Source organism: Armatimonadota bacterium, from assembly GCA_031459765.1.
Classification (GTDB): Bacteria; Sysuimicrobiota; Sysuimicrobiia; order Sysuimicrobiales; family Kaftiobacteriaceae; genus Kaftiobacterium; species Kaftiobacterium secundum.
The window spans coordinates 160804-174469 of the sequence record JAVKHY010000002.1 but is presented as its reverse complement, the minus strand read 5'-3'; the positions used below and the strand labels follow the sequence as shown (position 1 = coordinate 174469).

The following is a 13666-nucleotide window of genomic DNA, read 5'->3' as shown; positions in this document are numbered from 1 at the left end:
CGGGGGGCCGGTGACACAATAGGCCTGGGATTTGTTGACTGAATTACTCCAGAATAGCGTTGGAGGCGACCGTGGCTGATCTGGAGATCCGGGACCTCACCGTCCAGGTGGAGGACAAAGTCATCCTGAAAGGGGCCAACCTGAGCATCAGCAAGGGCGAGATTCACGCCCTGATGGGTCCCAACGGCTCGGGGAAGTCCACGCTGGCCAACGTCCTGATGGGCAACCCCTTCTACCAGGTGGTGAAGGGGGAGGTGCTCTACAAGGGCGAGGACCTGCTGGCGATGAGTCCCGATGAGCGGGCGCGCAAGGGGCTGTTCATCGCCTTCCAGTACCCGGTGAGTATCCCCGGGGTCACGATGTCCAGCTTCCTGCGCACCGCGGTCTCCGCCCGCCGCGGCTATGACCGGGAACTGATGCCGGTCGGCGAGTTCCAGAAGCTGCTGCGCCAGAAGATGGAGGAGCTGCGCATCGAGCCCTCCATCGTCACCCGGTATGTGAACGAAGGATTCAGCGGCGGCGAGAAGAAGCGCGCGGAAATCCTGCAGATGGCGCTGCTGGAACCGGAGATCGCCATCATGGACGAGACCGATTCCGGACTGGATATCGATTCGGTGAAGATCGTCGCCGACGGCGTGACCCGGATGTTCCAGCAGGCCGCCGGGCAGATGGGGATCCTGGTGATCACCCACTACTCGCGCATCCTGCACTTCATCCGGCCCTCCTACGTCCATGTCATGTTCGACGGCCGGTTCGTCGTCTCCGGCGGGCCGGAGCTGGCCGAGGAGCTGGAGCAGTCCGGGTACGAGGGAATCAAGGCGCAGTTCGAGGTGATCGCCGCCGAGGTGGCGGACGAAGGCGCGGTCCGGCGCGCCGGCAAGGTCTTCTGGGTGGTGCACTGATGGCGACGACCAACCCCCTGGGCATCAACGTCGAGAAGTACAAGTATGGCTTCTTCGAGCCCGAGACCTACGTCTACAAGGCCCGGAAAGGGCTGGACGCCGGGATCGTCAGCGAGATCTCGCACCTCAAGGGCGAGCCGGACTGGATGCGCGCCTTCCGCCTCCACGCCTACGAGCATTTCGTCCGGCGGCCGCTGCCGCGGTGGGGCGCCGACCTGAGCGTCATCAACTTCGACGACATCTACTACTACGTCAAGCCGACGGAGCGGCCGGTCTCGTCCTGGGAGGACCTGCCCGACGAGATCAAGCGCACCTACGACCGCCTGGGCATCCCCGAAGCGGAGCGGAAGTTCCTGGCCGGCGTGGGTGCCCAGTACGACTCGGAGGTGGTCTACCACAACCTGAAGCAGGAGTGGGAGAAGCTGGGCGTGGTGTTTCTGGACACGGACAGCGCCCTCCGGGAGCATCCCGACCTGTTCCGCGAGTACTTCGGGACGGTGGTGCCGCCGGAGGACAACAAACTGGCCGCGCTCAACTCCGCAGTGTGGTCCGGCGGCTCCTTCATCTATGTGCCGGAGGGCGTAAAGCTGGACATCCCGCTGCAGGCCTACTTCCGGATCAACGCCCGGAACGTGGGCCAGTTCGAGCGGACGCTGATCATCTGCGAGCCCGGCTCCTACGTCCACTACGTGGAGGGCTGCACCGCGCCGGTGTACAGCTCGGACTCCCTGCACGCCGCCGTGGTGGAGATCATTGTTAAGGAAGGCGCGCGCTGCCGGTACACGACCATCCAGAACTGGTCCACGAACGTCTACAACCTGGTCACCAAGCGCGCCGTCGCCTACCGGGACGCCACCATGGAGTGGATCGACGGGAATCTGGGCTCCAAGCTCACGATGAAGTACCCCTCGGTCTACATGGTGGAGCCGGGGGCCAAAGCGGAGATCCTCTCCGTGGCCTTCGCCGGCCGGGGGCAGCACCAGGATCCCGGGGGCAAGGTCATCCACGCCGCCCCCCACACCCAGTCGGTGATCGTCAGCAAATCCATCGCCAAGGACGGCGGCCGGGCGGGGTACCGCGGCCTGGTGAAGATCTACCCCGGCGCCGCGGGCAGCCGCTCCGCCGTGCGCTGCGACGCCCTGATCCTCGACGAGCATTCGCGGAGCGACACCTATCCGACGATGGAGATCGACGAGGAAGACGTCTCCATCACCCATGAGGCCACCGTCTCCAAGGTCTCCGACGAGCAGCTCTTCTACCTGATGAGCCGCGGCGTCAAGGAGGATGAGGCGATGAACATGATCGTGCGCGGGTTTGTCGAGCCCATCGTCAAGGAGCTGCCCCTGGAATACGCCGTGGAGCTCAACCGCCTCATCGCCCTGGAGATGGAAGGCTCGGTCGGGTAGCGTCCCGATGGCTGCCCGGACGTCGGTGCTGCCCCTCGACCGCACCGGGGTGGAGGCGCTCTCCGAGCGTTTCGACGAACCCCCCTGGATGCGGGCGTTTCGCCTCCGGGCCTACGAGGTCGCGGAAGCCCTGCCCATGCCCACGACCGCGGAGGAGGAGTGGCGCCGCACCGACCTGAGCGGCCTCAACCTCCAGGCGTTCCACCTCGACCCCGCGGTGCCCAGCGGTCCCACGGCGGTCCCGGAGCTGCCCCCGGGCGTGATCTTCACGAGCCTGGTCCGGGCGGTCCGCGACCACCCGGACCTCGTAGGGGAGTACTTCATGCAGCGCTGTGTGCGCTCGGAGGAGTCCAAGTTCCGGGCGTTGCACGGCGCGTTCTGGACCGGGGGGACCTTCCTCTACGTCCCCGAGCGGGTGCAGGTCACCGTCCCGCTGACCAGCGCCGTCTGGATCCAGGCGGCGGGGGTGGCGGTGTTTCCCCATACGCTGGTCATCGCGGAGCCCGGCAGCACGGTGACGTTGCTCGATGACTTCGGGTCTATGGTCGGCTCGTGGGAGGCCTTTGTGGACCCGGTGGTCGAGCTCATCGTCAAGGACGGCGCCACGGTGCGCTACATCTCCCGGCAGGACTGGCTGGCCGCGGTCACCGAGATCGGCATCGTCCGCGGCCGGCTGTTCCGTGACGCGCAGCTCTCCACCCTGCTGGCCGGGTTCGGCGGGCGCATCACCAGGCGGAACGTCGAGTCGCTGCTGGAAGGCCCCGGGGCGAGCGCGGAGATGCTGGGGCTGTTCTTCGGACACGATGGACAGCACTTCGACCTGCAGACCCTGCAGGAGCACCGGGCCCCCCACACGCAGAGCGACCTCCTCTACAAGCATGCGGTGAAGGACCGGGCCCGGTCCGTCTTCTCGGGGATGATCCGCGTCCATCAGGGCGCCCAGAAGACCAACGCCTTCCAGGCCAACCGTAACCTGATCCTCTCCGCCGGGGCCAAGGCCGATTCCATCCCGAACCTGGAGATCATGGCCAACGACCTGCGCTGCACCCACGGCTCGGCGACCAGCCGGCTCAACGAGGAGCAGCTCTTCTACCTCATGAGCCGCGGGCTCCCCCGCCGGGAGGCGGTGCGCATGGTGGTCGAAGGCTTCTTTGCCGAACTGTTCGATCGCGTCCCCCTGCCGGAGGTGCGGTCGGCCCTGGAGCAGGACATCGACCGCAAGATGGTACAATAGCGGCGGGCAGGGAACGATGGCGGAGTACGTGAGGGTCGCCGCGGCAGACGAGATTGCGCCGGGCGACGCGCTGGTGGTCGCGGTGGAGGGCCGGACCATCGCCGTGTTCAACGTCGGGGGGACGCTGTACGCCGTGGACGACATCTGTACTCACGAGTACGCGTCGCTGTCCCAGGGGGCGCGCAACGGCGAGATCGTGACCTGTCCCAAGCACGGCTCGCGGTTCGATGTCCGCACCGGGCGCGTCCTGTCCCTCCCCGCGGTGGTGCCCCTGAACACCTATCCGGTGAAGGTCGACGACGGCCAGGTCTACGTCCTGCCCGTGCCCCAGCGCGGGCGCGGGATGCCCCACAAGGTGTAGACCCGCCGATGCTCGGCCCCCGTATCCGCGACGACTTTCCCCTCCTGGCCCGGCAGGTGCACGGCCGACCCCTGGTGTACCTGGACAGCGCCGCAACCTCCCAGAAACCCCGGCGGGTCATCGAGGCCCTGGTGCGCTACTACCAGGAGTACAACGCCAACGTCCACCGCGGCATCTATCGGATGGCGGAGCAGGCCACGGAGGCCTACGAAGGCGCCCGGGCCAAGGTGGCGGCCTTCATCGGCGCGACCCGGCCGGAGGAGCTGATCTTTACCCGCAGTACCACCGAGGCGATCAACCTGGTGGCCTACAGCTGGGGGCGGGCGAACATCCATCCCGGGGATGAGATCCTGCTCACCGAGATGGAGCACCACAGTAACCTGGTGCCCTGGCAGCTCCTCGCAGCCGAGCGTGAGGCTCGGCTGCGTTTCGTTCCCTTTGACGAGCAGGGACTGCTTCGGATGGAGGAGTTTGACCGTCTTCTCAGCGAGCGCACGAAGCTCGTGGCGGTCACCCACCAGTCCAACGTCCTGGGCACCATCAATCCGGTCCGCGAGCTCGCGGCGAAGGCGCACACCGTGGGGGCCGCGATACTGGTGGACGGCGCGCAGAGCGCGCCCCACATGCCGGTGGACGTGCGCGAGCTGGGGGTGGACTTCTTCGCCTTCTCCGCCCACAAGATGTGCGGGCCGACCGGCGCCGGGGCGCTGTGGGGGCGCTACGAGCTGCTGGAGGCCATGCCCCCGTTCCACGGCGGCGGCGAGATGATCATGCTGGTCCAGAAGGAGCAATCCACCTACAAGGACCCCCCCCACAAATTCGAGGCCGGGACCCCCAGCATCGCCGACTGCATCGTCTGGGGCGAGGCCGTGGACTACCTCCGGGAGATCGGCATGGAGGCCATCCGCGACCACGAGGTCCGGCTCGTCCGCTACGCCATGAGGCGGCTGGCGGAGATCCCGGGGCTGCGTCTGTTCGGGCCGGAGAATCCCACCCGTCGCGGCGGGACGCTGGCCTTCGACCTGGAGGGGGTCCATCCTCACGACGTGGCCCAGGTCCTCGACCAGGAGGGGGTTGCGGTCCGCGCCGGCCACCACTGCGCCCAACCGCTGCACCGCGTCCTCGGTGTGGCCGCCACCACCCGGGCCAGCCTCTACCTCTATAACACCGAGGAGGATATCGACCGCCTGGTGAGCGGATTGCAGGCCGTGCGAAAGGTGTTCTCTCCCCCGGCCACCCGCGTCCCCGGATCCTAGCCCGGGCGTGCTCTCACCCCCCAATCGCCGGCCCGCCGCCGGATCTCCGTTCGATCGGCTGTCCAGGTTTTGTTGAGGTGCCCCTGGTACCTTCCGGGGCATGAATCGGCGGGGCGGGCAGGAACGGGTGCTCCGGGCGGCCGGGGCCGGGGGCCTGGCCGGCGGCGCCGCCCTCGTCACCCACATCGTCGGGGGCGTCTCGCTGCGCGCCGCTCTTGCCGCGGCGATCCTCATCGTCGTCCTCGGCGTCGCCGCGGTCTTGCGCCGGGCGGGCCCCATTGAGCGGAAGCGTTTCGGCCGGGCCGCGGCGGTCGGCGCGGCCGCGGGCCTGCTGGCCACGGTGGCCTACGACGCTTCGCGGACGGTCCTCGCGTACTTCGACCCGTCGCCGTACAACCCGTTCGAGGCGATCCGCGTCTTCGGCACGCTTCTGGCTGGTGAAACGGCGCCCCGGGCGCTGGTCTCCACGGCGGGCATCGCCTTCCACTGCATCAACGGGACGGGGTTCGGCGTCGCCTTCGCCCTGCTGCTGGGCCGCCGCGGCCTGCTGGCCGGGATCGTCTGGGGGCTCGGGCTCGAGCTCTTCCAGCTGACGCTGTATCCCGGATGGCTCGAGATCCGGGCCTTCAGGGAGTTCGCCCGGATCTCGGCGGTGGGTCACCTCGTGTATGGCGGAGTCCTGGGCAGCTCGTGCCGCCGATGGCTCGACGCCGTGGGAGGGAGCGGATGAGGACTCAACCCGAACGAGAAGGAGCGATAGAGCGCTTCTGGCACGTCATGGTCCCTCGATGGCTGCAACCCTGGGCTCCGCGCGCCGCGGACGCCGTCGCCGACGGGGCATGGACCGCCGCATGGCCGTGGGTCGGTGCGGCGGCGCCCTTGGCGGGCATTGTTGTCGGAGCGCTCTTGGCCCGAAGCGACGCGCTCCGCACGGCCCACATCTATACTCAGTCCATCGCGTTCCTCGCCGTGATCGTGGTCCTCGCCTTCCTCCACGGCGCGGCCGCCGTCGCAGCGATGGGCGGCTTCATCGTCCTCGATGTCATCAGCGCATGGAGCGGGTTAGAGAGATTGTTCCGGGGGGCCTTTCGTGATCTACCCTGGATCGCGCAGGCCGCGCGGCTGTACGGCAGCCTGCTCGTCGGATACCTCCTGCTGACCATGCTGGTCGTCCGCGCACCGTTGTTCGCCCGCCGCGCCGCGGATGGGGTGCCCATAAACCGCGTGGTTCGCCCTCAGGCCGCTGCGGCGGTCCGGGCAGTTCTCTACGGTATCGTCTGCGGCGTCCTGGTGTGGCTGTGGTGTCAGGCGATGATCGTCCTCGCCCGGCCGGCCTTCACCTGGCTGAAGGACGCCCCATACGTCGCGGCGATCCTCCCCGTGCAGACACGGTGGCCCCTCCTGGTGGTCCTGGCGGGCGTCGCCGGGGCGGGGCGCATCCTGCTGGAAGAGATCGCCCTGTCCCGCGCGCCGCGCCGGGACCTCGTGCGCCGCCTCGCTGTGGAGCGGTCCCGCGATGCGGCCGCCGTCCCGCTGCCGCCCGCGACGGGGCGCGTGACAGTGCAGGCCGCGGTCACCACGCTGCTGCTGGCGGGAGCGTTCACCACCGCACTGGACGGACTGATCGTGTTCGTCCTCACCGGCCTGCTGGCCGCCTGGGCGTATGGGGTAGCGGGCCGGCCTGCCCTGATGTGGGCGGGCATCGTCCAGCGGGTGCCGGCGGTGGTGCGCCTGATCGCGGCGCTGGCGCTGGGCTACTGGCTCGCCGGGACCCTCGTCGCCCGGCTGTGGGCGACACAGACGTTCCGGCCTGTCCTGTTCGGCGGGCTCGCCGTGATGGCGGTGTTCTACCTGCTCTTTCCTCAGATCGGCCTGCCGTCCGGCGGGGCAGATAGGAGGGAACCGGCGTGAACCGGTGGATCGGGTGGGCAATCGCGGGGCTGTGCGCCTTCGGCTTCGTGCTCCTCGTGCCGGCGATCGCGCTGGCGGACAACTGCAGCGGGCTCATCGACTGCTTTGGGAGCGGCGGCGCCGCCACGGCGGCAGCGGCCGGGGCGGGAGCGCTTGCCGGCGGTCTTGCCGGAGGCCTCGGCGGCGGCCAGCGCGGGCCCGGGCGGACGATGCCCGGGGTGGGAACGGATCGCGAGCACGCGGGAGGATCGAATGTGCCGCGGGACGCGCCGACCGGACCCAGCGGGCCGGAGCGTGAGTACGCTCGTCAACAGCGGGAGCAGCAGGAGCGGGCGGCCCGCGAGGCGGAGCGCGCCCGCGAGACGACGGTCGAAGCACGGGAGGAAGGGGCCTTCGAACAGGGGGCGCCGCCTGAGGCGGGGATGGGGGCGACGGATGAGTTTCACGGCGAGGGGGCTCGCGCACCGGGATCCAATGTCGAGCGCGACGACGACACCCGGCCGCGATGACACGGCGCGGCAGAGCGTCCGGTGCGGCCATGGATAGCCGACGATCGCTGAATCGGCTGCGAATCCCGGCTGCCGCGGCCCTGGTCCTGATCATGGGCGCCGCGTGCAGCCGCGGCCAGCAGGGGGGGCCGGCCTCCACTCCGCCATCGCCGCCCACACCCACCCTTCAGGCGCTGGCGGCTCCGCAGAACCTCTCCGCCAACCTCGAACGCGCGGGGGGGATCGCCGCGGCGGCGCCGGTGGCCGGTTACGACGTCTCGGCCAAAGCCCGGGAACTGGGCTCGGACGTTGACAAGGTGTTCGCCTTCGTCCGCGACCGTGTGCGGTTCGAGGTGTACACAGGTGTGCTGAGAGGGCCCCGGGGGACTCTCATGACGCTCGCCGGGAACTCCTACGACAAGTCCGCTCTCCTCGGTGCGCTCCTCACCGCACACGGATTTCGGGTGCGCTATGCCCGCGCCCGCCTGAGCGAGGAGCAGGCCGGAGTACTCGTGTCCCGGATGCTTGCCATGGCCGCCGGGGCACCGCGTGATCCCCGGCCTCCCGGCGCTCAGGACACCGCAGCCGGCGTGTCCGGCGGCCTCCAGGAGTTCGAGCGGGCCGTGTTTGCCCGCTGGGTGGCCAGCGCGGATGTCGTGCGCGGCGCTTTGGAGCGCGCCCGGGCCAGATTGGGGGACCGGCCGGCGGAGCCCGCCGGCGTCCTCGCCGCGGAAGCGGTCGACCATCTCTACCTCGAGTACCAGGACGGCAGCCGGTGGGTGCCGCTCGACCCGGCCTTCGCGGGCGCCCGGCTCGGACAACGGTTCGCGGATGCCATCGAGACGTTCGAGGCCCCGCCGCAAGACCGTTACCATCGGGTCACCATCCGCGTGCGTGTCGAGCGGCGGACGGGTGACCAGGCGTCCACCGAGGAGGTGCTGCGCTACGAAGCGACAGCGGCCGAACTCTACGGCGTCGAGGTCACCCTGACGCACAGGCTGCTCTCCAATGATCCCTGGAGTGCCGCCCCGATCGTTCAGGTCGGAGACGAGATCGTCACGGGCCGAAAGTTCGGCGACCAGACGGTCGGAGAGATCGTCGGCGGACGGGTCCTCCAGGGGCTGGACCGGCAGGCCTCCGGCGTCGGGACGGTGACCGCGGTCTGGCTGGAGTTTGACTTTACCCACCCCTTGGGGCAGGTCGAGACGGTGCGGCGCGAGGTCTTCGACCGCGTCGGCCTGGCGGCGCGCCAGGCGGGGGATCCCGCTGCCGCGCCCCTGGCGCCGCTGCCCTCGGTCCTGGGGATTCCCGCGCCGCTGCTCCAGGCTTTTGGCCTTTCGGTGGCGTCAGGGATCGTCTATCCGCTCGGGGATATCTCGGGCCATGAAGCCTCGATCGCGCCCGTCGCGGCTCTCCTGGCCTCCCGCAGCCAGACCGGAGGGACGGTTACGGAGGAGGTGATGTGGCGCCTGGTCCGGGGGCTCACCCCTGTCATCCCCACGGCGCTCGGGGCGCTGGCCCGATCGTTTCACATCCTTTCCACGGCCGCACTTGGGCTCAGTTCCGGGAGCGACGCGCTCATCTACGCGGCGAGCCCGCGACTGGCCATCGTCACCGTCGGCCTCACCGTTGCGCCGGACGGTATGACGATCATCCCCAGCCTTTCTTTGGATCTCCGCCGCAACGCGATGCGCGCGGTGGCCCGACAGTCCTCGAGGCCCGGGGTCGTCTGGGCGAACGTCCGCCGCGGGCTGTACGACGGAGTCCTGGAGCACGGCCTGATCGCGGACCTGGGCCAGGGCTGGCCGGGTCAGGTTGCGGTTGGCCCGCTCGGTGTCTTCGAGGAAGCGCGCAGGCGCGGGATCGATGTCGTCGCTGTCACAGACCCCGAGGGGATTTCCAAGCTGCGGGCGGCCGATGCCGTCAAGGCCCGCCTGCGGGAGGCGTTCGGGGAAGACGTCCTGCTCGTGGTCCCGGCGCAGGCGGTGCCGCTCAACGGTCTAGAGCGTCTGGGATGGTGGCGCATCGACCTGCGCACGGGGGAGACCCTGGCCGTCATGGACACGGGGTTGCACCAGACGGGAACCGAGCAGCAGATGCAGCGCAGGCAGGCGGAGGCGACGCTGTGGGCGCTTTACGAGAGAAATGTCGTGAGATTCTTTGGCGGTCACCCCTTTTTCGAGGAGATCGCCAGAGGCTATGCGATGGCATTCTACCAGATGGGGATGCACGCCGGAGCCGGCCCGAGCGTGTGGCCCCTGGTCATCTCCTGCAGCGGGCTTGCCGCGGTCATCGCCTTCCTTCTGGGCTGGTATGCCAGGGGCAGCCAGATTCCGCCCCCTCCGCCGCCGCCCCCTCCGCCACGCATCTGAGCAGGCCGTCCGTCCGGTTCAGGGACACGATCCTGACGATGTCCAGCTTTTGTTCAGGTGGCCGGGCTAGGATGCCATTGTGTGGCGGAGAGGACTGTGAGTCGCGAGCAGCTTGAGGAGATCCTGGTGCGGGCGATGGAGGACGACGCCTTCCGGGCCCGGCTGCTGGCGGCTCCGGCGGACGCCCTGGCCGGCTACGAGCTGTCCGCCGAGGAGCGTCAGGCCTTTCTTGCCGGGAGCCTGCGCGAGCTGCTGCTCACCCTGGATCACGATCCGGGGCGATAGGAGGCACTATGGGGACCTGGGGGCGCGGTTTGCTGCTCGGCACCGCCGTCGCAGTGCTGGTCGTCGCCGGCTGCAACGGCGCGCGGCGCGTTTCGCCAAGTGTGCCGGTCCCGTCCGGACACCCCGAGCGCTCCGCTCCGCCGACCCCGGCGCCGGTCCCGCCCCCCGCGCCGGCCCCGGCTCCGTCTCAGCCGCCCCCGCCGCCAGCGGCCGCAGACGCCAATCATTACGGCGCCGTCCTCGCCGCGGGAGTGACCGACGCCGGTGATCCCGTGTCGGCCGGGACGGAGTTCCCGGACACGATTGACCGACTGTACATTGTGTTTCGCGCGGTGTCCTCGGATGATCCCAACATCTTTGCCTACTTCAGGGCCGTAGCCGTCGAGGGGTTCACGCCAGACGCGGATCTGGGATCCCTGTGTATCCGCCCGGGCTGCGACGGCGCATCCCGCACCCCGAAGGGGTGGGTCCTGGCCTGGAAGGGAAGCCTGGCGGGATTCGTCCCCGGCGAGTACCGCGTGCGCCTGGAGGGACCCGGCGATGATGTCATCCTCTCGTTCACGATCACCCCGGCGCTGCCGAAGGCCGGCAGCGCGGCCGAGGCTGCGGATGCGACCGGCTACAATGTCGCCCTCGCCGCGTTCGGCGGCCGTATCGTTGCCGTTACCTCGGAGGAGAACGACGGCGACCGGGGGGCCCGAAATCTCATCGACGGCCTGCCGATGGTGATCAGCGGCCTCCGGGCGTGCCGGCCGTCCTGTGGATGGGTCTCCGCGTCCCGCCGCGCCGACACCGTCGAAGCCCACCGGCAGCTCTTCCCGCAGGATGTGGTCTTCGGCTTCCACCAGGACCGCGAGGCGCAGATCCATGCGCTGATCGTCGACACCACGTCCTACCAGCAGTTCATCAGTATGGCCCATCGGCCGCGGCAGGTCGAGGTCTGGGTCTCCCCCCTGTCGCCCACCGAGGGCTTCACTCGCGCCGCGGCGGCCTGGCTCGAGGCCAGGCAGGGGGAGCACCTCGTCGCCTTTCCGGCGGTGCGCGCAAGATATGTCCGCCTCCGCATCCTGTCCAACTACGGAGGCCGGGCGGTGCACGCCGGCGAGGTCAAGATCCTCGAGTCGCCGGAGGCCCCCTCGATCCTGGCGGATGTGCCGAAGAACATCGCGCTGGCCGCCGACGGGGGCGCGGTGGCGCGCTACAGTTCCCTGCGGCAGCACTACCAGGCGGGGGCCCTGATCGACGGCAGCGTGACGGGCCTCCCCTGGGTGTCGGCGGACGGCTACCTGCCCCAGGACTTGGTCCTGGCCTTCCGAGGCGACCGGGAGGCGCTGGTGGACCGCGTTGTGATCACCCCGGGGGGCGAAGGGTCGTCCTACGCCGGCCAGGAGAACTGGCCCAAGGTCGTCGCCATCTCCGTCTCCAGCATCTCGCCGCTCGGACCATTCGAGGAGGTCGGCCAGTTCACGGTCCCGCAGGAGGCGCGCGGCCACGCCTTTCCGGTTTCGCGGCGCGCGCGCTTCGTCAGGGTCCGCATCCTGAAGAACTACGGCGGGGCGCAGACAAGCCTGGCGGAGCTGGCGGTCATCGAGGGAGCGGAGGCGGGGTACCAGTCTATCCTCCTGCGAAGCTCCGACCCGGCTGCGGCCGCCGGTGGGCCCGCCGCGCAGACGGACGAGCCGGGGATCGCGCTCGAGCGCGAAACGAACAATACGGCCGCCGAGGCCAACACGCTTGAGCTTGCTCGCCGCCTCAAGGGCATCATCGATCCGCTCGGCGAGCAGGACCACTTCCGCCTCACGGTGCCGGGCTCGACGCCGCAGGTGCTGACCTTCGAACTCCTCGGCCGGCCGTACCTCCGGACATCGCTGACCCTGAGCGACGCCTCCGGGCAGGCGCTGCGCCGCTTCGATCCCGCCCAGGCCGCCGGCGCCCGCGCGGAGTTCTCCTGGCTGGTGCGGCCCGGCGATCTCTTCGCCCAACTCACCGAGCCACCGGTCTCCCTGGTGATGATCTGGGATACGAGCGGGAGCATGGGCGAGGACAGCGTTGCGAACCTGCGCCGGGCCGTGGACGCCTACCTGTCGCAGGTCACCCCGAGCGAGCGGCTGAACCTGATCCGCTTCTCAGGGCAGGCCCAGGCGCCCGATCCGCCGCATGTCGAGGTCCTGCTGCCGGAGTTCACCGGCGACCCGGCCCGGCTGCGGGCGGCGGCGCAGGAGAAGTTCTTCGCCAAGGGCGCCACGCCGTTCTATGACGCGGTGGCGAAGGGGATCGAGCTGCTCGAGGGCCGCACCGGGAACCGGGCCATCGTGGTCATGACCGACGGCGTGGACACATCCAGCGCGCTCGACCGCGCCGGCTTCTGGAGCCTTCTGGCCAGGCACCGCATCCGCCTCTACACCATTGGCCTGGGGACGGAGCTGCCGGTCTACGATCCGCTCTCCGGCACGAGCGGCCGGCGCTTCCTGGCCCACGCCGCCCTGGGCACAGGGGCGCGGGCGTTCTTCACCGAGAACCCGGAGCGGCTGGCCAGCATCTACCAGGAGATCGCCGCCGAGATGCGCACGCCGACGCCGTACTACCTCCGGGCCACGCTGAGCGGCGGACCCGGCACGCTGGCCGTGACCGCCAGCGGCGAACGGATCGCCTCCGTCTCGGCGCCGAGCGCGATCGAGCTGATCCTCGACGCCTCCGGGTCGATGAAACGCCCGATCGGCGGGCGCCCGATGATGGACGTCGCCAAGGAGGTCATGGCGCAGATCATCACGCAGCTGCCGGACGACGCCCAGGTGGCGCTGCGCTTCTACGGCCACCGCATCCGCCAGGGGCGGAGGGGGGACTGCCAGGACAGCGAGCTGGTCGTGCCCTTCGGCCGGATCGACAAGGCCCGGCTGCTGGCGCGGGTGCGGTCCGTGCGGGCGCTCGGGACGACGCCGATCGCCTACACCCTGCGGCAGGTGGGGCGGGACTTCGGGGGCGCTCCCGGCGAGAAACTCGTCGTCCTCGTCACGGACGGCAAGGAAGAGTGCGGCGGGAGCCCGTCCGCCGTCGTCGCCGAACTCGCCGCCCGGGGGCTCAAGGTCAGGCTGAACATCGTGGGGTTCGCCCTGGCCGATGAGGCGGTGAAACGGGAGATGGAGCGCGTGGCTCGCATCACGGGCGGGCGCTTCTTCGACGCGAAGGACGCCGCCGCGCTGCGGCAGAGCATCGAGCAGGCGCTGGCCGTGCCCTTCGACGTACTGGATGCGGCCGGGGCGCGCGTGGGCGGAGGGATCACCGGCCAGCCGGTCCGCGTGCCCGCGGGCGTGTACACGGTCATGGTCCGGGCCGCAGGCCCGCCCATGACCGTGCGCGAGGTGCGGGTCATCCCCGGCGGCTTCACGAAGGTGGCGCTGCGCAAGGAAGGCCAAGAGGTCGGGGTGCAGGTGATCGGTCCGTAAATCCGGAG

Annotated in this window: 11 protein-coding genes; all 11 read left to right on the top strand. The window is 69.8% G+C overall.

The window, feature by feature from the left end:
• The first annotated feature begins 71 nt into the window (after positions 1-71).
• The 11 genes from sufC to QN141_03450 all read left to right on the top strand — a co-directional run bounded on the left by sufC (position 72) and on the right by QN141_03450 (position 13658).
• On the top strand, positions 72-902 hold the full coding sequence (sufC, locus tag QN141_03500) for a Fe-S cluster assembly ATPase SufC (GenBank protein ID MDR7557531.1): 831 nt from the start codon (positions 72-74) through the stop codon (positions 900-902).
• The gene (sufB, locus tag QN141_03495; GenBank protein MDR7557530.1) at positions 902-2308 is read left to right on the top strand and encodes a Fe-S cluster assembly protein SufB; all 1407 of its coding nucleotides are present in this window, start codon (positions 902-904) and stop codon (positions 2306-2308) included. The genes sufC and sufB overlap by 1 nt, the downstream gene beginning before the upstream one ends.
• Before the next feature lie 7 nt (positions 2309-2315).
• Positions 2316-3542 (top strand): Fe-S cluster assembly protein SufD, encoded by a 1227-nt coding sequence (gene sufD, locus QN141_03490; protein MDR7557529.1) that lies wholly within the window; start codon positions 2316-2318, stop codon positions 3540-3542.
• A gap of 16 nt (positions 3543-3558) precedes the next feature.
• Entirely contained in the window at positions 3559-3903 is a 345-nt protein-coding gene (locus QN141_03485; GenBank protein ID MDR7557528.1) for a non-heme iron oxygenase ferredoxin subunit, read from the top strand.
• An 8-nt stretch (positions 3904-3911) separates the two neighbouring features.
• Positions 3912-5159 carry a cysteine desulfurase gene (locus tag QN141_03480; GenBank protein ID MDR7557527.1) on the top strand — a complete coding sequence of 416 codons (1248 nt, stop codon included), beginning with the start codon at positions 3912-3914 and terminating at the stop codon, positions 5157-5159.
• A gap of 100 nt (positions 5160-5259) precedes the next feature.
• Positions 5260-5889 carry a hypothetical protein gene (locus tag QN141_03475; protein ID MDR7557526.1) on the top strand — a complete coding sequence of 210 codons (630 nt, stop codon included), beginning with the start codon at positions 5260-5262 and terminating at the stop codon, positions 5887-5889.
• On the top strand, positions 5886-7070 hold the full coding sequence (locus tag QN141_03470; GenBank protein ID MDR7557525.1) for a hypothetical protein: 1185 nt from the start codon (positions 5886-5888) through the stop codon (positions 7068-7070). The genes QN141_03475 and QN141_03470 overlap by 4 nt, the downstream gene beginning before the upstream one ends.
• Positions 7067-7579 carry a hypothetical protein gene (locus QN141_03465; protein MDR7557524.1) on the top strand — a complete coding sequence of 171 codons (513 nt, stop codon included), beginning with the start codon at positions 7067-7069 and terminating at the stop codon, positions 7577-7579. The genes QN141_03470 and QN141_03465 overlap by 4 nt, the downstream gene beginning before the upstream one ends.
• A gap of 29 nt (positions 7580-7608) precedes the next feature.
• Positions 7609-9930 carry a hypothetical protein gene (locus tag QN141_03460; GenBank protein ID MDR7557523.1) on the top strand — a complete coding sequence of 774 codons (2322 nt, stop codon included), beginning with the start codon at positions 7609-7611 and terminating at the stop codon, positions 9928-9930.
• A gap of 81 nt (positions 9931-10011) precedes the next feature.
• Positions 10012-10215 (top strand): Os1348 family NHLP clan protein, encoded by a 204-nt coding sequence (locus QN141_03455; GenBank protein MDR7557522.1) that lies wholly within the window; start codon positions 10012-10014, stop codon positions 10213-10215.
• 8 nt (positions 10216-10223) lie between these two features.
• Positions 10224-13658 (top strand): VWA domain-containing protein, encoded by a 3435-nt coding sequence (locus tag QN141_03450; protein ID MDR7557521.1) that lies wholly within the window; start codon positions 10224-10226, stop codon positions 13656-13658.
• Positions 13659-13666 lie beyond the last annotated feature (8 nt).